Origin of the sequence: Bacillus sp. Marseille-Q1617, assembly GCF_903645295.1 — a bacterium.
In the GTDB taxonomy this organism is placed as follows: Bacteria; Bacillota; Bacilli; order Bacillales; family Bacillaceae_B; genus Rossellomorea.
Window position 1 is genome coordinate 2,176,985 of record NZ_CAHJXM010000001.1, and the last position, 20,880, is coordinate 2,197,864.

General features: G+C 43.2%; 21 protein-coding genes. 6 read left to right on the forward strand and 15 right to left on the reverse strand.

Annotated elements, in window-relative coordinates:
- Nucleotides 1-92 precede the first annotated feature (92 nt).
- The 4 genes from HWX64_RS10895 to HWX64_RS10910 are packed head-to-tail and all read right to left on the reverse strand — an operon-like array spanning nt 93 to nt 4,639.
- Nucleotides 93-1,559, reverse strand: a complete 1,467-nt coding sequence (locus HWX64_RS10895; protein WP_175989460.1) for a sodium:solute symporter — start codon at nt 1,557-1,559, stop codon at nt 93-95.
- Complete coding sequence (locus tag HWX64_RS10900; RefSeq protein ID WP_175989461.1) at nt 1,559-1,780, reverse strand: DUF3311 domain-containing protein; 222 nt, start codon at nt 1,778-1,780, stop codon at nt 1,559-1,561. The genes HWX64_RS10895 and HWX64_RS10900 overlap by 1 nt, the downstream gene beginning before the upstream one ends.
- Nucleotides 1,777-3,387, reverse strand: a complete 1,611-nt coding sequence (locus HWX64_RS10905; protein ID WP_368495579.1) for an amidohydrolase — start codon at nt 3,385-3,387, stop codon at nt 1,777-1,779. The genes HWX64_RS10900 and HWX64_RS10905 overlap by 4 nt, the downstream gene beginning before the upstream one ends.
- A 16-nt stretch (nt 3,388-3,403) precedes the next feature.
- Nucleotides 3,404-4,639, reverse strand: a complete 1,236-nt coding sequence (locus HWX64_RS10910) for a Zn-dependent hydrolase (protein WP_175989462.1) — start codon at nt 4,637-4,639, stop codon at nt 3,404-3,406.
- A 474-nt stretch (nt 4,640-5,113) separates the two neighbouring features.
- Between HWX64_RS10910 and HWX64_RS10915 the strand changes: the two genes are divergently transcribed.
- Nucleotides 5,114-5,575 (forward strand): hypothetical protein, encoded by a 462-nt coding sequence (locus tag HWX64_RS10915; RefSeq protein WP_175989463.1) that lies wholly within the window; start codon nt 5,114-5,116, stop codon nt 5,573-5,575.
- Between the two features lie 14 nt (nt 5,576-5,589).
- On the forward strand, nt 5,590-5,751 hold the full coding sequence (locus tag HWX64_RS10920; RefSeq protein WP_175989464.1) for a hypothetical protein: 162 nt from the start codon (nt 5,590-5,592) through the stop codon (nt 5,749-5,751).
- Between the two features lie 508 nt (nt 5,752-6,259).
- On the opposite strand, the gene HWX64_RS10925 is transcribed toward HWX64_RS10920, so the two are convergent.
- Nucleotides 6,260-6,838 (reverse strand): NUDIX hydrolase, encoded by a 579-nt coding sequence (locus HWX64_RS10925; RefSeq protein ID WP_254871095.1) that lies wholly within the window; start codon nt 6,836-6,838, stop codon nt 6,260-6,262.
- Nucleotides 6,839-7,817: 979 nt separating this feature from the next.
- Here HWX64_RS10925 and HWX64_RS10930 point away from each other — a divergent pair.
- Nucleotides 7,818-8,540 carry a 3-ketoacyl-ACP reductase gene (locus HWX64_RS10930; RefSeq protein ID WP_175989465.1) on the forward strand — a complete coding sequence of 241 codons (723 nt, stop codon included), beginning with the start codon at nt 7,818-7,820 and terminating at the stop codon, nt 8,538-8,540.
- Between the two features lie 90 nt (nt 8,541-8,630).
- Here HWX64_RS10930 and HWX64_RS10935 read toward each other — a convergent pair whose 3' ends face one another.
- The 4 genes from HWX64_RS10935 to HWX64_RS10950 form a co-directional block, all read right to left on the reverse strand.
- Nucleotides 8,631-9,395 carry a hypothetical protein gene (locus HWX64_RS10935; protein WP_175989466.1) on the reverse strand — a complete coding sequence of 255 codons (765 nt, stop codon included), beginning with the start codon at nt 9,393-9,395 and terminating at the stop codon, nt 8,631-8,633.
- A gap of 30 nt (nt 9,396-9,425) precedes the next feature.
- Nucleotides 9,426-9,857 carry a DUF4181 domain-containing protein gene (locus HWX64_RS10940; protein ID WP_175989467.1) on the reverse strand — a complete coding sequence of 144 codons (432 nt, stop codon included), beginning with the start codon at nt 9,855-9,857 and terminating at the stop codon, nt 9,426-9,428.
- 45 nt (nt 9,858-9,902) lie between these two features.
- Entirely contained in the window at nt 9,903-10,307 is a 405-nt protein-coding gene (locus tag HWX64_RS10945; protein WP_175989468.1) for a group-specific protein, read from the reverse strand.
- Between the two features lie 195 nt (nt 10,308-10,502).
- The gene (locus HWX64_RS10950) at nt 10,503-11,003 is read right to left on the reverse strand and encodes a hypothetical protein (protein ID WP_175989469.1); all 501 of its coding nucleotides are present in this window, start codon (nt 11,001-11,003) and stop codon (nt 10,503-10,505) included.
- 227 nt (nt 11,004-11,230) lie between these two features.
- Between HWX64_RS10950 and HWX64_RS10955 the strand changes: the two genes are divergently transcribed.
- Complete coding sequence (locus HWX64_RS10955) at nt 11,231-11,563, forward strand: hypothetical protein (RefSeq protein WP_175989470.1); 333 nt, start codon at nt 11,231-11,233, stop codon at nt 11,561-11,563.
- A gap of 214 nt (nt 11,564-11,777) precedes the next feature.
- Here the strand turns inward: HWX64_RS10955 and HWX64_RS10960 are convergent, their stop codons facing one another.
- The 4 genes from HWX64_RS10960 to HWX64_RS10975 form a co-directional block, all read right to left on the reverse strand.
- Entirely contained in the window at nt 11,778-13,706 is a 1,929-nt protein-coding gene (locus tag HWX64_RS10960; protein WP_175989471.1) for an endonuclease MutS2, read from the reverse strand.
- Between the two features lie 450 nt (nt 13,707-14,156).
- Nucleotides 14,157-15,461 (reverse strand): D-serine ammonia-lyase, encoded by a 1,305-nt coding sequence (locus HWX64_RS10965; protein WP_175989472.1) that lies wholly within the window; start codon nt 15,459-15,461, stop codon nt 14,157-14,159.
- 133 nt (nt 15,462-15,594) lie between these two features.
- Nucleotides 15,595-16,050, reverse strand: a complete 456-nt coding sequence (locus tag HWX64_RS10970) for a GNAT family N-acetyltransferase (protein WP_175989473.1) — start codon at nt 16,048-16,050, stop codon at nt 15,595-15,597.
- A 133-nt stretch (nt 16,051-16,183) separates the two neighbouring features.
- Nucleotides 16,184-16,813, reverse strand: coding sequence for a flavodoxin family protein (locus tag HWX64_RS10975; RefSeq protein WP_303049472.1), 630 nt, complete (start codon nt 16,811-16,813; stop codon nt 16,184-16,186).
- Nucleotides 16,814-16,965: 152 nt separating this feature from the next.
- On the opposite strand from HWX64_RS10975, the gene HWX64_RS10980 reads away from it, so the two are divergent.
- Nucleotides 16,966-17,676 carry a DUF3784 domain-containing protein gene (locus tag HWX64_RS10980; RefSeq protein ID WP_175989474.1) on the forward strand — a complete coding sequence of 237 codons (711 nt, stop codon included), beginning with the start codon at nt 16,966-16,968 and terminating at the stop codon, nt 17,674-17,676.
- A gap of 134 nt (nt 17,677-17,810) precedes the next feature.
- Nucleotides 17,811-18,908 carry an MBL fold metallo-hydrolase gene (locus HWX64_RS10985; RefSeq protein ID WP_175989475.1) on the forward strand — a complete coding sequence of 366 codons (1,098 nt, stop codon included), beginning with the start codon at nt 17,811-17,813 and terminating at the stop codon, nt 18,906-18,908.
- 448 nt (nt 18,909-19,356) lie between these two features.
- Here HWX64_RS10985 and HWX64_RS10990 read toward each other — a convergent pair whose 3' ends face one another.
- Both HWX64_RS10990 and HWX64_RS10995 read right to left on the reverse strand, forming a co-directional pair.
- Nucleotides 19,357-20,313 carry an IS3 family transposase gene (locus tag HWX64_RS10990; protein WP_175989736.1) on the reverse strand — a complete coding sequence of 319 codons (957 nt, stop codon included), beginning with the start codon at nt 20,311-20,313 and terminating at the stop codon, nt 19,357-19,359.
- Nucleotides 20,310-20,630, reverse strand: coding sequence for a transposase (locus tag HWX64_RS10995; RefSeq protein WP_175986392.1), 321 nt, complete (start codon nt 20,628-20,630; stop codon nt 20,310-20,312). Before HWX64_RS10995 ends, HWX64_RS10990 begins: the two co-directional genes overlap by 4 nt.
- Between the last annotated feature and the right edge of the window lie 250 nt (nt 20,631-20,880).

The following is a 20,880-nucleotide window of genomic DNA, read 5'->3' on the forward strand; positions in this document are numbered from 1 at the left end:
GATTTTAACATACATGCCCTCATCATTTGTCAGAATATAAAAAAATCGGGTGGAAACATCATTGTTTCCGCCCGATTTCTGCGTTTATCATTTTATCCGATATTACGATACTCCTCCGCCATCTTCACGCTTTTCTGCCTGGTGAATGAACTGACAGTGACAACGATGATGATGTTACAGATCAGTCCAAGGATCCCCGCGTGGATGTCGAGCGGCGTGGTTTCTGCTACAAGCTGGAAGTAGTAGTTGACGAATGTCCCGACAACGAGACCAGTGATGACGGCCGGTGCGGTCACTTTTTTCGAATAGAGTGCCCCGTAAACCCCCGGGGCGAATTGGACGATGGATCCATAGGCCCCGAGAAGAAGGGCGATGAGTCCCTGTCCCCCAAATACTGTGATGACATAGGCAAGTCCCCCGACAACGAAGACGCCGGCTCTCATGAGAAACAATGTCGTTTTATCAGGAAGGTCGGGCTTTATGTTCTTGATGACTCCGTCAGTAAATTCAAGCGACGCACTGTGCGTGATCGCATCGGCTGTCGACATGGCTGCAGCCAATGCACCTGCCCCTACGAGTCCATACACCCAGCCCGGAAGACTGAGGACGGTGGTGATCAGATAAGGAAGAATTTCATCCGGAGCCCCGATATCTGCCGGGTTCACCACGTTGACTGCAGAAAAACCTACGAACAACAATGGGATCAAGAAGAGGGCAAATACAGGGTACACCAATACTGTCTTCTTGATCGTACGGGCATTGGAGGCGTATGATTTCGAGAACAGATGGGGCCACATCAAGAACCCAATGAGGGAGACAAGGATTGTTGTCGTATAGGCCGTCCCCGACATGGTCGATCCTTCATTTCCAATTTCCAGGAATTGAGGGGTTTCCTGAACGAGGTTCGTGAACATCTCTCCTACACTGCCATGCAGCTGATTGACGATGGCCATGCCTACGACCCAGGAAATGATGATCATCAAAAGTCCTTGGAAGACGTCCGACCACGCTGCTGCCCGGAGTCCGCCTGTTGCGACGTACACCACTACAATTCCATACGCCAGCAGGGCACCAAGCCATAACGGGATTCGCCCTTCCGTCATGATATTGAATATGTACGCCATCCCTTTCATTTGCGTGGCAAGGTATTGAATGGAGGCGAGCAGGGCAATGACACCGATCAAGATCGGCAGCGCCTTGCCTCCGTAACGTTTCTTCATAAATCCTGCTACCGTATAAATATTGAACTTGCGCCCGATTTTTCCAATCTTCGGACCGATAATATACCACGGCAGAATGGCAAATGCAGTATAAGTTAAAATATATAGTGCAGGTGCGCCTTTGGAGTACGCCCATCCGGGAGCACCCAAAAATGAAAAGGCACTGAACACAGCCCCTCCCATAAGGAACCACATCACGATAAGTCCCAGCCCCCCGCCTGCAACTGTAAACTCATCCAGTGAATTCTTATCATGCCCCCTGCCTGCCATCACACCCACGATGAGTGCGATCACCAAGTAGCCGATCATCATGAACATTGCAATCTGCCAATCTGCCATCAGTTTGCCCCCTCTTCATCTTTGTCCGGATCGATCCGGTATAGAACAAGTACGATTAAAAAGGTGATGATGATCCACAGGATCACCCAGAACACTGAAAACGGCATGCCCATTACGACAGGTGCAGCCCTATTCCCGATGGAAAACAAAGGGAAGATAAGCAGCAGAAACGGGATACCCAGAGAAATGCAATACAGTTTAGTAAATGTGCTTTTGGTCATATGACGCCCTCCTTTTTCGCCGCGTATTCGATTTTTCCATCCAAGATCGTCATTTCCACTCTCAATTCTCTTAATCTTTCCGGTTCACATGTCAAAATAGATCCATTCAAGACAACAAGGTCTGCAAGCTTTCCTGGTTCAATGCTGCCTTTCAAGTGGTCTTCGAAGCTGGCATAAGCCCCGTTCCACGTATAGGCCTTGATTGCTTCCTGGACGGTTATCCGCTGCCCCGCACCTACCACCTCACCTGATTTACTCTTTCGGGTGACTGCAGTGTATATGCCGTGAAGCGGATCCACGGAAGTGATCGGGCTATCGGAACCGATGGCGAAAGGGATGTCCATTTCCGAATAACTCCTTAATGGGAACATCACATTCACTCTCTCTCCATAGTCCCTTATGTAGCCGTCACCGAATTCGTAAATGAACGCGGGATTGGGAATGGGGATGATATTCAGCTCTTTCATCTTCCGGAGGAGATCTTCTGGGGTCATGCCGGCATGTTCGATCCGATGGCGATGATTTTCCCTCGGATCGCGTTGAAGTGCAGTCCGGACGGCTTCAATCATCATTTCAACCGCTTCGTCCCCAATGGCATGCGCCGTTATCTGCCAGCCTGCTCCATGCGCGCTTCCAAGGGATTCATTCAACTCCTCTTGATCCAGGTAAAGAATACCGGAATCTTCCTGATTGCTTGTATACGGCTCCCTTGTCTTAGCTGTAGGACCGCTGCTGCTTCCATCGATGAAAACCTTGGCAGGACCGATTTTCATCCATTCATCTCCGAGTCCTGTCCCGATGCCGCTTGCAAGTCCTTTTTCGACCATTCCGGGAGAGTCATGCAGGGATCCGTAGAGAGCATAAATCCTTTGTTTTATACGCTTTGATGCAGCAGCATTTTGAAGGGAGCGGATGTGTCCGGGCCCGTAACCTCCTGCATCATGAACACTAGTGATTCCTTTTTTTAAAAAATCTTCGGATGCGAGCGAGAGCCCTTGCTGCACCTCCTCTTCCGAAAAGTTGGCAAAAAGGAACATATTCATATGGGCGGCTTCCAACAATAGGCCTGTCGGTTCCCCGTTTTCCCTGACATATTTTCCGCCGGAAGGGTCTTCAGATTGGGAGTCGATCCCGGCAAGCTCAAGGGCTTTGCTGTTCACACAGGAAATATGTCCGCAAGTCCTTACGACGATGACCGGATGCTCGGTTGAAACCTGATCCAGATCCCACCTGGTTAAATGCCTTCTTTCCTCGTAATGATTCTGATTATAGCCCCATCCTCTTATCCATTTTCCTTTCGGGGTGGTTTTCTCTTTTTCTTTCAGTTTCCCAATAAGTTCGTCGATGCTGGATGCTTCTTTGCCATTCACCCCCAGTCTGTTTGTACCATAGAGCTCTAGGTGTGCATGGGCATCGATGAAACCGGGGAGGATGCTTCTGCCCTCTAGATTCACGATTTTAGTCTGTTCATTTGCTAATGCCAGTACGTCTTCATTCGTGCCTACTGCGAGAATTTCATTTCCTTGTATGGCCACCGCTTCGTTTACAGAAAATACAGAATCAACAGTGACCACTTCTCCATTTATGAAGAGCATTGTGGGACTCACTTCATCACCTCCTGTTTTATGATTGGCTGATGCGGACAGCTGTTGCGTATAGCAGCTGCACTCCTTTTTCGATGTCTTCCATCTCCGCGAACTCGAGAGGATTATGGCTGATCCCTTTTTCGCAGCGGACGAAAATCATCCCGTAATCACTGATGTAAGACATGATCAGCGCATCGTGAAAAGGTCCGCTCATCAAAGTCGGTGAATCGAAGCCGAGCTTCCCATCTTCTTCGTTCATGATGTTCTTGATCCAATCTGCGCAATACCTCGGTTCACTGCGGGTATCTTCTTTAATCTCATATTTCAGGTTATATTCTTTGGCGGTCCCTTCAATGATTTCATAAAGCTTTTCTTCGAGTTGGGTGCGTGCTTCCAGGTCGATATCACGAAGGTCTACCGTGAACTCCACTTTCTCTGCAATGATGTTCCTCGAATTCGGGAAGACTTGCATACTGCCGACCGTTCCCACTGTCGTATCAGTACCTTCCGATTTGACGAGTTCATCGAATTTACGGATGATTTCAGATGCGCCGACAAGGGCGTCCTGCCTCATCGGCATCGGAACGGATCCAGCATGTCCGGCAAACCCTTCAAGTGTGACCGTCAGCCAGATTGGGCCTGAAATACCGGATACGATCCCAACCGGCTTGTTTTTCTGCTCAAGGACTGGCCCTTGTTCGATATGTAACTCCAGGAATGCGGCAATATCCCCTTTTTGATATACCGGGCTTTGGGAAAGATCCGGCTCGACGCCGAATTCCTTCAGCGCTTCCCTTCTCGTGACCCCCTGTTTATCCCTGCGTTCGAGTTCTCCTTCTTCAAGCATTCCAGCCAACCCGCGGACACCGAAGATCCCTTTATTGAAACGGCTGCCCTCTTCATCGGAGAAACAGATCACTTCAATGGTCCGATGCGGCGTTATGCCCTTCTCCTTCATACTGTGGACGACTTCGATCGCACCGAGAGCACCGGCCGTACCGTCGAATCTTCCTCCATATGGCTGTGAATCAATATGTGAGCCCAGTATGAGGATTGGCTTGTCCGGTTGTGAACCTTCCATTCTTCCAATCAAGTTCCCGAAGCCATCGATCTTCGTTGACAAGCCTGCTTCTTCCATCCAGCCTTTTACCACTTCCACCGCCTCGCGGTCTTCCTTTGAATGTGCCAAACGGCATACACCTGTCTCACCAATTTTCCCTATTTCTGAAAGCTCCTCAAGATGCTTCTTTAAACGATCACCATTAATGGACATTGAAAGAATCTCCCCCTAGAGTTATGCGGGGCTGATAAGGCTTCCCGCTGATTGGATTTTTTCAAAGATGTATCATTCATTTTATGTCGAAAAAGATTACGATTCATTAGACACTTTGTCTATGAATGTGTTAAGAACCCTTACAAAACGTTAAAAAGAAGGAATATTCGGAAAATAAAACAGAAACCCCTTTTACAATACGTCCATTGTTCACCTCCTTACCCTAAAAGTAATATAAAGGTCCTTATACTAGTAGGTTCTATACTTGTTGGAAATTGTCCTTCACAAGCTTTGAAAATGAAGCAATGGTCTTAAATAGGGAGTGTGAAAATAATGGAAACGAATGGAAGGTTATAGACATAGATAACAAGGAAAACAGGTTAATCGGCTTGACCTTTTTTAGGATTGGGGTAAAAATACCGTTCCCTTTTATGGTAAAATTAGGTTGAAGTTGCTTCTCGAGGAGAGTTGAAGATGAATAGAAAGAAATGCGCTTTTATCTCAATACTTAGCGTAATGTTTCTTATTGGATTGGCTTTTTATATCATGATCCCTCCACAAACGCCGATGATGAATGAAAAGGCTAACGAAATCCATTCAGTTTCCATTAGCTTTTGGAAAGATTCATATGAAATGACTTATGAAAAGCCCCAAGCCGTCAACACTTTCGTCAGCGCATCAGAACGGGCACGGAAAATGGAAAAAGTGATTACAACGGAGCCGCTGCTTCGCTATGAGTATATCAGTACAGACAATAAGGTTAAAAACTATCATCTTTGGCTTTCGCAGGATCAAAAAGGATATATCCAAAGTCTTTTACCCGGAGAAGATACAAATACCTATGAATTGAGCGGGCAATCCGTGGAGAAATTGAAAGATTTCCTTCACGAGACACATAAAAATCGGGAACTTCCTGAAAAAATCGAATTTGAATAAAAGGGGGTATGATCATGATTTGGCTTTATTTTATCATTCCGATTCTCACCGTCGCAGGTGTGGCGATTTATTTTGACAAGAAATCGGGAATGAAGATGCCTGATTCGTCGGAGAATGCGATGAAGAAAGATCAGGCTGAAAAACAGACCCGCGTGAATACGTATGGGAATGATTAAAAGAAAAAGAGCACTTATCTAAATAACGGGTTCCGTTACCTATTGCAAGACTTATACTCACAAAGTAAACTGTACGCTTAATTGCACCGCAAAATGCGGTTTTTTTGTATATAAAAATGGTCCAGTTTATGTACTGGACCATTACTTGTAATTGTTTTAATGACATCTTGAATTAACGCTCCCTTTAATTCAACAAAGAGTTTTACATACTTATTAAATTGACAGTAACAATTATTGAGAAAGAAGCCCAAACCATAAAAATAAAAGCTACAAGATGGGGGGATACTTCGTCTTTAATAGCTTTTATTAAAGATAGGATAAAGATATATCCAAACAATAAGAATAGAATTGCATATAAGAAAAGCAAAATACATCTTCCTTCCAAAAAATCCATTAAATAATTTTACCTTAATCTTGCCAAAAGCTCTTGTTCGGCTAACCTGTCCGTTACTTGAACAGAGGGCGGCTGCTTGTTCCACAAACGCCCCCTTGAGTTTAACAAGTACCCTTATTTAATTTGTTTATGGAATACACTAATGGGATGGTAATTTTTTTTAACAAGACAATTTGCTATTTGTTTTATAGCACTTGGGTCGCGAAGTTTATCATCATCTGCCTTTACTAATTCACTCACCTTCACCCAGGCACTGTCTATAATTTCATCTTCTTCAAGATTAATTGAACCCCCAATAACCTGCCCTACAAAATGAAACAAAATAACTTGATCTTTAAAACTGCTAATAAAGTTGTAAACACCAGTTGTATATGTAAGTTCTACATCTAACCCCGTCTCTTCCTTCACTTCTCTCCTGGCTGCATAAGGAATGTCTTCTCCCATTTCAATGTGTCCACTTGGAAAATTCCATTTATTTATTACATTTGGTTTGTTTTCTTTAATCATTAAAACTTCTTCATCTTTAATTATTGAAACACTAGCAACTAAAACAATCTGTTTATCTGTCATTTTGTCTCCTTGTACAAATATATTATGTTTATTCCCTACTGCCTTTTCGCTTCGATCAACCATTTTTCCTTCTTCAACAAACCTGCCCGTTACTTGAACAGAGGGCGGCTGCTTGTTCCACAACCGCCCCCTTTCATTGGATAAGCACCTTTTACATTTGCCCTTCTTTTACCCATCTCCAAATACGGTAGCTACCGAATACTGACACTAAGAATAGTAAAATCATAAATATAACATATATTGATAATCTATCGATTTCTTGTAATCCTTCACTATTAGCCGCTACCCATATTGATAATCCAACCAGAATTAAGTAACAACATACGTTAGGAATAATCCATATGGTTCTTAACTTTGTGTTTTTCAAAAACATTCACCCAATAAACAAGAATATACTCCGGTATGCTTTTTCTCCTGCCCGTTGAAGAACGCCCCTTCACAACCTCTATGCTTATTTTAACATAAATATCCATATTACCTTTCGAAAACAAGCGATGGGTTCTCTTTTGGAGTACAAAATTGCAATCTACACCGCAAAATGTGGAAGTCATTGCAGATGCAATTACAGTTAATCTTACCCGACAAAGTGAACGAAAGGTGAACCCCTTGAGCCAGATGAAAGCATCAGTAACATTGGATAATTAAATAAGGGGAGAAATTTCCCTTAATGAAGAAATCGAACTGAAAACAGTTAAAATAAAGGAACGTTTTACTTCTATTTACTTAAAAAACATCAAAATTGGGGATCTGTGCAAGAATAGAAGAAAATTTTCCCCTTATTTACCCCTATCCAAGCGAGCTCCAGCAGATTAACGGAAAAATTTCCCCTTATTTATATCTTTAGTTACTCTACAAAGGATAAGGTATCCTGTGCATCCAAACATCCTAACCTGTTCTTTAGTTTAATAAGGATTACCTCATTTTCAGATCTTTCAACTTTGGAGACTAAACTAACACGTTAGCCAGATATTAAAACAGAGCCTGTTACCCTCATCCTTAGTTTTCACATGAGTGTTTTTTAATGAAATGAGTAGAATGTTTGCTTCTCACCCCCATCCCCCGTACACTTGCGTTAGATAGGCAAATTGAAAGGAGTGTAACCATGGCACAATCGATTAAAGGAAAAACAGCTTATATCACCGGAGCCGGCCGCGGCATCGGAAAAGCGACTGCATTGGAGCTTGCACGGGAAGGAGTCCATGTAGGATTGATTGCACGGACTGAAAGTGCATTGGAACAAATTGCAGAGGAAGCGAGATCGCTCGGTGTGAATGCCAGTGTCGCAGCAGCGGATATCTCAGATTTGGACCAAGTGGAAAAAGCCGTTTCTTCACTTGAAAACGCCTTGGGCCCAGCGGATATCCTGATTAATAATGCAGGTATTGGTACATACGGGAAGTTCCTTGAAATAAATCCGGCAGATTGGAAGAGAACGTTCGAGGTGAACGTCTTCGGAACCTATCATGTTACCCGTGCCGTCCTGCCCCAGCTCATCGAGAAAAACGGAGGGGACGTCATCAACATTTCTTCAAGCAGCGGATTGAAGGGCACCGCGAACAGCACAGCATACAGCGGATCAAAGTTTGCTGTTCAAGGTATGACGGAAGCACTGATGCAGGAAGTCCGGAAACATAATATCCGGGTAATGACATTGAATCCGAGCCTTGTCGCAACGGATCTGACCTTCGGGGACAAGCTGGATGAAGCAGACAAGGAGAAATATATGCAGCCTGAAGATCTTTCGGAACATATGGTGGCTCAGTTGAAGCTGCATCCAAGGATATTCATCAAGCAGTCGCTGCAGTGGGCGACGAATCCGTTTTAGGGTCAGGGATAGAGAAACGACTCGTTCATGGTGAACGAGTCGTTTTTTTATAAGCATTGAACGCTTAAAGAATTTTTTAATTAAACATCATTACTTCAAAATACGAGTAAGACCTTCATCCACTGAATGAGATTTACTGCGGTTGATTGTGTCAAAAAACAACTCTTTCAATCTATCAGCGGATATTAATAACGTTTCCTCGTTGATTTGATTTGGATAGGTTTCAAGGTACTTGCATATGAATTCCGAATCCAGTGTTTCATACGCCTTGAACTGATGGAGTTTCTTGTTTTCAAGCAGGGCTTGGAGCCGAAGTGTTTGATCCCTCATCGTCTCAAGCATTTTTAAGGCATAGATAAAGTTCTGACGCTTCAGTTCTGTTTGGAATTTCCTCATGCTGTAAATGAAATCGAAAGCAACGTCTTCGCTGAAGTCATATTTTTTATGTTCAAAATGCTTATGGGCAGCCTCCATCTTTTCTGTTACCTTCCCTGTCTTATCCACAACGACTTTCCATAAAGGCGACTTGACACTTAATAAATCCCTGGAAAGAATCGATACATTGAACTCGAGACCGTTCTCCAGGAAGGCGATGATAAGGTAGATATGCTCTCTTAACTTCAATTCCTTTATGTAGACAGACCCGATTTCTCGGAAATACTGATGCAGGAATGACTTGGCTTTTTCCACATCGGCAAGGGCTGCAGCGGACACCATTAAATCGATATCCGATTGTTCATCTTTGTATCCGGCAACCCCCGAGCCTATATGGACGATCCCTTCAATTAAATGCGAAGACTCTAATTGACTGATGATACTTGTAAAATACTGATCTCTTTCTTTGGCAGTATACATGTTCTCACCCTATCTCTATTTACTTTTCCCCTATCCAAACAATCCCCCAAAATCCGTGCCAATCAGGACCACCAATAATACAGAAGTAAACACCAATTGACTGATGGTGAAGAGATAATCGTTTTTATTTTCAGCATATTTCTTTTCCATACATGCTCTGACCGCTTCTGATACAATGAGGAAGATGAACGGAAGGATATAAGGCTTCAACAACCAGATACCCTCAGCAGGGTCGTTTTCGGCACTCGAAAAAATGACTATGACCATGAGCATAATAAAAACCGCATTGATAATCCGGTCAATTTTCTTGTGTGTGTCATTCACGTGATGATCAGACCAAAATTTCTTCCTCTCAACCTTCAGCAGCTTCCTTATTCCTTTATTATATAAAAATAGCACGATAGTTATATTGGACAGGATCAGAACGAACGTTAACCATGAAGCTGGCTCGGTACCATACATAAAATCCCCCCTATTCTGAGCATTTTCTATATAGTGGTTTAAATCTTATTTCAATAGAGCGCGGGGATCTTTTTCCAAAATGAAATTCACTAACTCATCCTTGTCGCCGAGAAATTTCTCTACCTCCGCTAAGTGATAAAAAGTACTTGTTTCAGAAATGTCATTCACTTCTCCACGGGGTGAATGAAGGATGATTCTCTTATTCAGGCCGAGTGCGATCCCCAATTCGATATGGCTCCCTTTTCCTGCCGGCAAGAGCACGATGACCATATCCGATTGCATGACAGCCTCTTTTTCCTTCTGCCCGATTTCTTTCAGTTCATCAAATGAAGCAGCCCGGCCATGTTTGGTCCAGTCATACGTTTGATTATGACCCGCAGCTTTCAGCTGTTCACTGATATAACGGACATTATCGATGTTTTTAAAGCTTGATGCTATGTAAAAATTCATTATGTCACCGCTTCCCTGTTGATATATTGTCTATAATTATATACCAATTATTTCAAAAATCGGTGATTTCCCCAATGTTTTTTGGTCAGAAAAAAAGAAGGACAGAGGAACTTTCCCTGCTCTTCTATAGTTCGATTCCTTTGTTTTGTGTAAGATCATCGTTTATAATTCCAATCCCAGTTATTTTACCCTCTTTTATTTCTGGCTGAATAGATGGATTGGATGGATACGTTTTTCCATCGAATACAAGTTCCCGATACGCTCCCTCAATACCCCCGCCTGAAATAACATGATAATATCTCTCCATCCATTTGTTTCTTTATCGCTTATTAGAATGGGGTTCCTCACCAAGCTAAAGCGGGATACCAATTTATACTTGTTGTCTGCCTCCTGAAAAATGGCGGCACTGCAGCCTCCAGTACCGCAAACGAACGGGCCGGTGACAAACGCAAATATTTCCGGTATTTGATCATTATTCAGGTCAATCCTGTTGTAAAAATAGCGTATGCTGCCACCGTCCTGTACATCGAATAATTCCTTCAATGCTGTCTCTAATTTAAGATTTCTTTCTGTTTCTGATTGTATATATGTAACCTGACTGAAATCCAGCTGCTGGTCTGCACCTTCAACCGTGCCAGCCTGTCCGGCCAATAGAACCGTTAAAAGGGACATAGCTACTAAACATTTGCGAAACATGCACATACCTCCAGAATTTTGATAGTTATTATTCCAGAAATTCCAACCCCTATACATTGCAAACCCTTCCCCAGCAGAGGCCCGTCCCAGCGTGCGTTAATGCGTTAACGCACGCTGGGACGGGCCTTCAATATAGACGTCAAAACAGCACCGCTTTCTTAAAAAGTTGCATGTACGAAGACAAGCATGAATATCTTTGATAATAAAATTGATTGAGGAGGATAACGATGAAGAAATTGGCACTATTGATGATTTGTATGATGATAGTAAGTGGTTGTAATAATGGGAATGAAACAGCTTATGAATTATGCGGTGATGGACCGATGATGGTGATTGAGGGAAAAGAATATTTACGGCTCGACGCTAAGAAAAAGGTAACGCTTGGGGAACAGCTTGGCAAGATCAAGGAACAAATTGATGGGAATTATCATCCAGTTGAAGATTTTTCATCAAATACGCTGGCAGCGGGATCCACTATCTTTAGAGTAAAGGGGCAAGATCACTATCTCGTGGCGAAAACAAACAATGAAAAGTATGTATTATTTGAGTTGATAGATTAAAATAAGATCTGCCGGGTAAGGCACTCATCCTTACCCGGCAGATCTTTTTTCAATACTTACTACTTCTTTGAGTGATGACCTTCATGGCTCTTTTCTCACCAGGAGCTTGTTTGTCCGGTAAGTTCTTATCAGTTTAGGTCCTCAACAAGTTAAAGCGTATATGAAGTATTGGAAAGTTCATAATCAGGGAGATATTTTTCCCGCACTTGCGTCCCTATTCCCTGTCTATCGTCAACCCTTCCACGAATTTTCTCTCCATCAGTTTATCTTTCTTCCGGTTTTCTTTGCTTTCGAAGATGATATCGAAATCATAACCTTCCGGGTATAATTCGGCCGCTGAGATATAAAGAGATAAACGTTTGTGCGGAATCACCCGTTTCTCATTTTTAACCTGGACAGTGTAGCATCCCATGTCATCAGGCCCCTTGTAGATAATGCCCAATTCTCCTGCGGGTGAGATTTTGACATTATCGCCTCTTGAGAATGGAGTCACGGTTGATTGGGCCTGTGTTTTTTTGCTGTGATCCCTTTTTTGGTGCTTGTTGACGATAACCTGCTTCTCCATTTCCCTTATCGCATGAAAGTCTTTTTCATCTGAACTGTATGTTTTCGATTCCCGATAAGTGATTCTATGTGCTTTTTCAATGATGGCCGGATGCATGCCAAGCTTCAAGGCAATGGAGAATGCCTGGCTGTCCCCGCCTTTTCCAACGATGAGCCTGTATGTCGGCTGCAGGGTATCGATGTTAAATTCCATACTGCCATTCATGAATCCCTCATGCTCTTCTGCAAAATGCTTGATTTCACTGTAGTGAGTCGTCGCGAGCAGAGTCGCCCCTTTTTCGTATAGCTGATCGAGGATTGCGGTTGCAAGCCCCATCCCTTCCATCGGGTCTGTGCCTGATCCCAGCTCATCCAGAAGGACCAGCGTCCGGTCGTTTGTATCCTTCAGAATCTCGATGATGTTTTTTACGTGGGAGCTGAATGTGCTCAAGTTTTGCTCCAGGCTTTGCCCGTCCCCGATATCCAGCAGGATCTTTTCAAAGATGCTGATTTCACTTCCTTTATCTGCCGGAATGTGGAGACCGCATTGTGTCATGAGGGTGAGCAGTCCGACCGTCTTGATGGTGACCGTCTTCCCTCCTGTGTTCGGACCAGTGATGACCAAAGCGTGAAACGTATCTCCCATCTTGATTGTCAGCGGTACAGCTTCCATTCCTAATAGCGGGTGGACGGCATTTTTCAGATGAATCCTGTGACTTTCGTTGACTCCTGCGCTCACTCCATCAATCGAGCGGCTGAATTTCGCTTTTGCAAAAAGGACGTCATAGTGAACCATCGTTTCGATTGCGAGCTTTAGCTGCGGTTCATAGGTCTGTACAAGTCCGGTCAATGCCCATAGGATATTTTCAATTTCCTGATCTTCCTGCAGTTTATACATGAGCAACTGATCCTGCTGGACGCTCAGTTCTTCCGGTTCGATATAGATGGTGGAACCGGATGCGGATGAATCCAGGACAGCCCCTTTCACTTTTCCTCTGTATTCCTTTTTGATCGGAAGAACGTACCGGCCGTTCCGCTGGCTGACGATTGCCTCCTGCAAGAATGTTTTGTACTTGGCTGATTTGACGATTGATTGAGTTTTGTCTTTCAACCTGTCTTCCTGGATACTTAACTGCTTTCGGATACGCAGCAATTCTTTACTTGCGTAATCATCGATCCGTCCGTTCCTGATGCAGCGGTTGATTTCATCGGCCACTTCGGGTATGTCTTCGATGGAATATACATATGCCGACACCCTTGGTGCGATATATTGCTTGTCGGTCATGAATTTCTTCAACTTTCTGCAGGCGTCTAGAAAAAAGTACAGACCGGACAATTGATCAGGCCTTAATGGGACGCTTTTGTTTAGATTGGCAACGATTTTTCCCACACCGTCCATACCGTGAATCGGCACGCTGGCACTTTTTCCAAGGATCTCCACTGCTTCTGTCACCTCATCGAGACGCATCTCGATCTGTCGTTTGTTCGTTGATGGCATCATGTTCAAAATTTCTTTTTTTCCTTCCTCAGTGAGGGCGAAGTTCGTCAATTCTTCTTTCACCCGGTGAAATTCCAATGTTAGAAATGTTTTTTCGTTCAATGTGTTCTCCTCCAATAAATAAAAATAGACCACAACAGAACAATGTCCATTGTGGTCTTCATGACTTGTATACAAAGGTCCCTTTTATGGCTGCATGGAAATACACGTGTCACTACACACGCTTTTTTGTACACAAAAAGAGCTGTGCACAAAAGACACAGCTCTCCTAAAGTAAAAGGGGATGTACAGGCTATGACCATTGTTCTTAACTACATTTTGCAAGCACAGCTAAATAAGCGTATCATCCGCCTTTATTTTCAAAAGACGAATGCCGGCAAAATGTCCGTATTCATTTCACGGTTAGTTAAGAACGACACCTAACATATAACATACTCCCTTTATATACAAAGATAATTTTACATCATTATTGTATGCCGGCCGCCTGAAAAAGTCAACACAGTGGCAGCTGCGGTAACGCGTTAATGCACTGCGGGACGGGCCTTTAGCCCATTAAAGATACCCCTTTCCTTTGGTCACGTATTCGTGCATGATGGATTCCGGGACCAGATTCCCCCCTGTTGCCCATACCAGGTGGGTTGCCCGGTTTAACTGATCGTCAGTAAATGATAGTGATTTCAGGTGAGTCCTTATTTGGGGCATGGCCGGGCCGATCATACCTGCTAATGCAGAAGGCTCCAGTGAGATTGACTCTGATTCATGTAAAAGAGCAAGCATTTTATAAAGGTTCTCATCGCTGACCGTGTACACCCCGTTCAGGAGTTCCTGAACCATTTTCCCTGCCAGGGCTGAAGGACGGCCGACCGCTAATCCATCCGCTTCTGTCTTGTTGCTTAAACCTATATCCCGGACAGAAATGGCCTCATGTTTTCCGGAAGCAAGCCCGAGCAGCATACAAGGGGAATTCACCGGTTCAGCAAAATAGCAATGGACATGGTCCCCGAATACATGTTTCAACCCGTATGTCACCCCGCCGGGTCCGCCGCCGACTCCGCAAGGCAAATAAACGATGAGTGGGTGGTCTCGATCTACTTTGATGCCTTCTTGTTTCAACTGTTTTTGGAGTCTTAACGCAGCCACAGCGTAACCCATGAACAGATCCATCGAATTTTCATCGTCAATGAAGAAACATTTCTCATCCTTCAAACATTGCTTTCTTCCTTCCTCCACCGCATAGGAAAAGTCATTTACATGTTCTACTACCCCGACACCTTTTTCTCTGAGAAGATCCTTCTTCCATTGCTTTGCTTCCTGTGACATATGCACCGTCACTCTAAAACCAAGTGCAGCCCCCATTGTGCCGATACTCAATGCAAGGTTGCCGGTTGATCCGACAGCGATGGAGAATTGGGAGAAAAAATCTTTAAACGTGCTGCTTGCTAATTTAGAATAATCATCATTTTTCTCTATTATCCCGTGTGTCAATGCCAGTGTTTCAGCCAGCTTCAGCACTTCATAAATACCGCCGCGTGCTTTGATGGATCCCGCAATCGGAAGCTGATTGTCACACTTCAGCATCAGCTTACCTGATATGGTTGTTTGATAGTATTTTTGCATGACCTCCTGCATCCTTGGCAAGTATCTAATGGGTGATTCGATGATTCCGTTCGCCTTCCTGGTATCGGGGAACACTTCTTTCAGATATGGAGCAAATCGTAAAAGCCTTTGTTCTGCTTCTATGATGTCCTCCGATTCAACAGGGCTAAAAGGTTTTAACAGGCCGTTCGGCCAAAACGTTTCCTTCTTCCCGCATAATTCTGAAAAAAGCTCCGTGTCCAATCCATATGTATGATCCATCCTTGGTTGCCTCCTCTATTGAAAACTTTCATTACGTATAACCTACCATATTTCTTGTTTGCAATAGGACTCATTTTCAAGGCCCGTCCCTCTATGCAGTAACTTGGTAACGCGACGAGGGACGGGCCTTCTTCTATATTTCCTTTGTCATGAATATGCTGTTTGAATCTTCTCTATAGCTGGCAAATGGTTCACAATACGTGAACCCAAAGCTTTCATACAGTTTCCTTGCGGGCACGAATGCTGCCATCGATCCTGTTTCAAGGCTCAAGCGCAGATAACCGCGTTCTTTTGCCACTGAAATGATATGGAGAAGAATACTCTTCGAAACACCCTTTCTTAAATGTGAAGGGGATGTTTTCATCGACTTGATTTCCCCATGCTCCGGGTCGAGTTCTTTAAGTGCCCCGCAGCCAACCAGTTCATTCCCTTCCCATGCACTCCAGAAAGTGATGTCCGGCTGTCTCAACCCATCTATATTCAGAGCATGCCTGCTTTCAGGCGGTGAATGCAGAGCCATATTATAAAGATGATCCATAATCAGTTCAGATGCTTCTTTTCCAATTTCTTTATCCAGTTTCATTTCCAACAGAACCACTCCCCTCATAAGACTGCCACAGACTGTTTATGAAGAGAATTTTACCATATCCACTCTCGCTTCCGGGATATAAATGAAACCCTTCCACTAAGTTAATATCATTGGAAGGGTCTCAATAAGAATGCTATTCTATTATATTACCTTCTGCAGGAATTGGCCGCTCTTTTAATAGTCTGGCAAAGTGGAGTAGATTGTATGCCATGATCCTTGCATGCTGCTGGGTGAATTCATTTTCTTTTCCATTTGCTTCAATATAGGAAGCACCAGGACCAGCTTCTCCAACCCAGTAGGTTTCCACATTTGGCGGAATCGTAAATCCAATATGGGACAGTCCATAAAGAATGGAGGCTGAAGCATGTTTAGCCCCATCTTCGTTCCCCGTTACAATAGCCCCGCCGACTTTATTATAATAGAGATACTGTCCTTTTTCGTTTGTCAGGCTGCTCCCGCCATACAGGCGTTCTATCGCAAGTGTGGCGATGCTGCTTTTTTCACCCAGCCAGAGCGGCGTCCCGATTATGACGATATCAGACTGTTTTACCTTTTCGAAGATCTCCGGCCACTGGTCGTCTTCTCCAGCGTCAGGTGTTATTCCATACGAAATTCTATAATCTGCCAATCGTACAACTTCGGATTCTACTCTTTCTTTCTCAAAAATATCAATGACCTCGTCCATCAATGCAGCCGTATTAGACTGCTCATTCCCGCTTTTCAGCGAACAGTTCAGAAATAATGCGTTGATCATCTTCCCCATCCTTTCTAAATGGCATTTTTCTTAACTGATACCCATTAGAATAAGCAGTAAACTATGTGACCCTCTTCGAAAAATACTTCTTCTAAGATGAAACCAAATTCATCTGAATACCGTATCTATTACTAAAGGTAACTCACTCTGGAGGGGAAAATATGGGCATCCTAATCGGAATACAATTATTTGTTATCGCGTTATTCTTACTACTGGGCTGGGCGATTCGGGTTAAAAAGATGTATGGATTGATTTCCGGATTTTTAGACAGACGGGAGGAAGAAAAAGAATATCTAATCAAGAACGGGTATCCGCAAAAGATTGGTACTTTACTGATCTTGACCGCAGCCGGAATGCTTTTCCTGCTCCCTCTTGCCTTCACTTCCTTCACCTACACGATGGAAGTGCAATTCGGTTTCATGATGATTTTTCTGATGGGCGGAATGACTTATTTATCCCGCTATGAAGTCCCTGGTAAAAGAAAGCGAAGCTACTGGATCAGTTCCCTCCTAATGCTCGTTGTGTTTGGTATGATCGGGGGGCTCACCTTTGCCGGCTATCAAAAAAATGAGTTGATTGTTGCCAAAGATTCTTTTGAGATTACCGGCATGTACGGGGATAAGTGGAAAATAGAAGACATCGAAGAAGTTACATTGCTCGATGAAATGCCGGAAGTCACGTGGAAAATCAACGGATTCGGACTTTCAACGAAGGCAAAGGGTGTTTTTAAGGTGAAAGAGTACGGAAGAAGCCTATTGTTCATAAAAAAGGAGTCACCATATATTTATATAAAAGTCGGGGACCAACATGTGTTCATTAATGGCGGCTCGCCTGAGGAAACATTAGCATGGTATGAAGAATTAGCAGGTTAACCCCACATCCATCATTATTCAAATCAGCTTAATTCAAGTCCTTACACCTTAGAGCCCCTTAATTTTGGACACCTTTATCATTATTTGAGATAGTTATATATAGATTTGAATACTAATAAAAGGGGATTCCCGGCATGATACCTGCTCTGCTCATTTTATGTATGATAATCACGGCAGTCTATTTACTTCTGAAATTTCACCCTGCTTTTGGGCAGAAGCCATCTAAAAGTAAAGTACAAACTTCATCACAGTACTTCAACGGATCATTTAAGAATCCCATGCCCGCTTCTATGAAAACAGATTGGAAGTCTTCCTTCACCATGATTCGGGATCTGTTCAAGAAAGATGCAAACCGAAAGCCAAAGCATACACTCCCGATCACAGACTTCCCTGCACTGAATCATCCTCATAACAAAACGAACATCACGTGGTTTGGCCATTCTGCCTGTATGATCGAGATTGACGGCAAACACCTCTTCCTTGATCCCATGTTTGGGAATGACCCGTCCCCTTTCCCGTTTTTGGGAAACAGGAGATTCAGCCAAACATTACCCTTTTCATTGGAAGCTCTCCCAGAAATCGATGCCGTTATTCTTTCTCACGATCATTATGACCATCTTGATTACGGAACGATAAAAAAACTCCGTGAGCGGGTCCACCAATTCTTTGTTCCGATTGGAGTGGGAAGTCACCTTGAGCATTGGGGCATTGACCCTGACAAGATCATAGAACTTGATTGGTGGGATGAATACGAATTTCACGGTATTTGCTTGGCAGCAACACCGGCAAGGCATTTCTCCGGAAGAAGCTTGCATGACCGAAACAGCACCTTGTGGTGTTCCTGGGTCATACAAGGAAAGGAATCAAGTATATTTTTCAGCGGAGACAGCGGGTACGGACCTCATTTCAAAGAAATTGGTGAACGTTATGGTCCATTCGACCTTTCCCTGATGGAATGCGGCCAATATGATTCGAGATGGGCACCTATTCACATGTTTCCAGAGGAAACCGTTCAAGCTCATATGGATGTTAAAGGCACTCTCTTGCTGCCCATTCATTGGGGCGCTTTCATTCTGTCCTTTCATGAATGGACGGATCCTGTTAAGCGTGTGACGAAGGCTGCGGAGAAAGAAGGCGTCAGGATTGTTACACCGATGATCGGGGAAACCGTATTCGTTCATGAGGGTCCGTTCCCTGCACTGAAGTGGTGGGAGGAAGGACCGGAGAAATAGAAGAATTTCCCCTACGGAATGTTATCAATGGGCTATAATAATATAAGTTGTAAGTTCACCAATTTGAAAAGACCCCTCCAGAATTGAGGAGGGGTCTTTTCATGTAACGGGTTCTGTTTTGAAGTATGAAATTGTAATCTACACCGCAAAATGTGGTAGTCATTGCAGATGCATTTACAGCTAATCATACCCGAAGCATCCCCCCAATCCAGATGAAAGAATCAGTAACATTGGATGATTAAATAAGGGGAGAATCTTCCCTTAATGAAGAAATAGAACTGAAAACAGTTAAAATAAAGGGAAAATTTACTTCTATTCGGTTTAACCCCCTAAGTTTGGACACATACTCCACTTTTCTTAGGGTTACTTAGTTTTTCATCTTTCTACCGCGCTTTCGCTTGCTGGCCTCAATGTTTTCAAACAGGAAACCTGTTCAAAAACATTGAGGTCACATGGTTAATGTGATTGGTTTTACTTGATTGTCCATATATTTCTCAAAATACTCTTTTGGTGAATAGTCCATCAAACTGCCGTGATATCGTTCTTCATTGTAAAACTGGATATAATTATCGACCTTTTTATAAGCATGTTCAAAGTTTATAAACTCATTTCTTTGATAACACTCTCGTTCCAGTACACTATGAAAAGACTCAATATAAGCATTCATATTAGGTGACTTCGGTGGGATCCTTTCGTGCTCAATCACGATTTGTTCCTTACAAAAATCCTGAAAATGATGACTACAGAATTGTGGACCGTTATCAGTCCTGATAATTAGTTTAGTGGAGTTATCAGCTATTTGATCTTCAGAGTCGGGGATATGAATATTTCGTTTCATAATAGCCTTCTGAAGCATTTTGGTGATATGTTTGGCTTCGCACACAGTACCTCTGTAATGACCTACGATCGTACGATCGTAGACATCAATGGCACTAGCCAGGAAGAAATAACGCCTTGAAGAAAGCACATACCCATACTTAATATCTAGCTGCCATAACTGATTAGGACCATTAACAGAACGGTTTCTAGCTAGTTTTCTAGGATATTTTGGGTTCTTTTCTCTTTGAGGCATCAAGATATCTAGCTCTTTACACAATCTGTAGACTTTCTTTTTATTAATGATTAGTTTGTATTTTTTTCTTAAGGCCCTTGTCAGCTTACGGTACCCATATACAGCTGATTCACCATCAATCAATTTCATTAAGTACTTCTTTATTAAAGAATCTTTAACTCTCTTTCCTTTGGTGTTCATGGAGAATCCAGGGATTGGTCTTCCCCCCGTGGTTTCCCGTTTCACAGTGGGGTTAGAAACCCTATAGTAATACGTTGAACGTCCTACGGAAGCAATCTTTAAAACACGTTTGGCAGGAAAACCAGCCTGGATCCATTCATGGGCAAAGGCTATTCGCTCGGAAAGTCCGGAAACTTTTTTTTTAGCATTTCTCTAAGCATCGTAACTTCAAGTTCCTTCTCACCGAGTAATTTCATGGCATGATCGTATTTCTTCTGGATATCACTTTCAGAAGAAGACTTGGATAGAGGAGTTACACCCTCTTTTTCCATCTCAGCTTCAATCTCATCACGATACTGCTTTACCCAATTACTAAGAGTGGACTGATTGACTCCTGTTTTCCTAGCGATAAAAGCCATATTACCTGATTCCAGCGCCATGCGAACGTATTGTTTTTTCACTTCTTCCATTGGTCCATTTCGTTTACTCATTTTGGCTCCTCCTTTGATACTTCTATCTTAATATCTATAGAAGTAGGTGTCCAAAAGAGTAAAGGGGCTAAATAGTATTTACTTGAAAAACATTAAAATTGGGGATCTGTGCAAGATTAGAAGAAGATTTTCCCCTTATTTACCCTTATCCAAGCAAGCTTCAGCAGATTAACGAGAAAATTTTCCCTTATTTATGTTTTTAGTTACTCTATAAAGGATTAGGTATCCTGTTCCTTTAATAGGGGTTTAC

What these genes read in the sequence shown, in the direction of transcription:
- HWX64_RS10955 (WP_175989470.1), top strand. Translation starts at nt 11,231, where the DNA reads ATGAAGAAATTGGCACTATTGATGATTTGTATGATGATAGTAAGTGGT.
- HWX64_RS10995 (WP_175986392.1), bottom strand. Translation starts at nt 20,630, where the DNA reads ATGAGTAAACGAAATGGACCAATGGAAGAAGTGAAAAAACAATACGTT.
- HWX64_RS10985 (WP_175989475.1), top strand. Translation starts at nt 17,811, where the DNA reads ATGATACCTGCTCTGCTCATTTTATGTATGATAATCACGGCAGTCTAT.
- HWX64_RS10940 (WP_175989467.1), bottom strand. Translation starts at nt 9,857, where the DNA reads ATGTATGGTACCGAGCCAGCTTCATGGTTAACGTTCGTTCTGATCCTG.
- HWX64_RS10900 (WP_175989461.1), bottom strand. Translation starts at nt 1,780, where the DNA reads ATGACCAAAAGCACATTTACTAAACTGTATTGCATTTCTCTGGGTATC.
- HWX64_RS10930 (WP_175989465.1), top strand. Translation starts at nt 7,818, where the DNA reads ATGGCACAATCGATTAAAGGAAAAACAGCTTATATCACCGGAGCCGGC.
- HWX64_RS10980 (WP_175989474.1), top strand. Translation starts at nt 16,966, where the DNA reads ATGGGCATCCTAATCGGAATACAATTATTTGTTATCGCGTTATTCTTA.
- HWX64_RS10945 (WP_175989468.1), bottom strand. Translation starts at nt 10,307, where the DNA reads ATGAATTTTTACATAGCATCAAGCTTTAAAAACATCGATAATGTCCGT.
- HWX64_RS10935 (WP_175989466.1), bottom strand. Translation starts at nt 9,395, where the DNA reads ATGTATACTGCCAAAGAAAGAGATCAGTATTTTACAAGTATCATCAGT.
- HWX64_RS10895 (WP_175989460.1), bottom strand. Translation starts at nt 1,559, where the DNA reads ATGGCAGATTGGCAGATTGCAATGTTCATGATGATCGGCTACTTGGTG.
- HWX64_RS10915 (WP_175989463.1), top strand. Translation starts at nt 5,114, where the DNA reads ATGAATAGAAAGAAATGCGCTTTTATCTCAATACTTAGCGTAATGTTT.
- HWX64_RS10950 (WP_175989469.1), bottom strand. Translation starts at nt 11,003, where the DNA reads ATGTTTCGCAAATGTTTAGTAGCTATGTCCCTTTTAACGGTTCTATTG.
- HWX64_RS10910 (WP_175989462.1), bottom strand. Translation starts at nt 4,639, where the DNA reads ATGTCCATTAATGGTGATCGTTTAAAGAAGCATCTTGAGGAGCTTTCA.
- HWX64_RS10920 (WP_175989464.1), top strand. Translation starts at nt 5,590, where the DNA reads ATGATTTGGCTTTATTTTATCATTCCGATTCTCACCGTCGCAGGTGTG.
- HWX64_RS10975 (WP_303049472.1), bottom strand. Translation starts at nt 16,813, where the DNA reads ATGGGGAAGATGATCAACGCATTATTTCTGAACTGTTCGCTGAAAAGC.
- HWX64_RS10965 (WP_175989472.1), bottom strand. Translation starts at nt 15,461, where the DNA reads ATGGATCATACATATGGATTGGACACGGAGCTTTTTTCAGAATTATGC.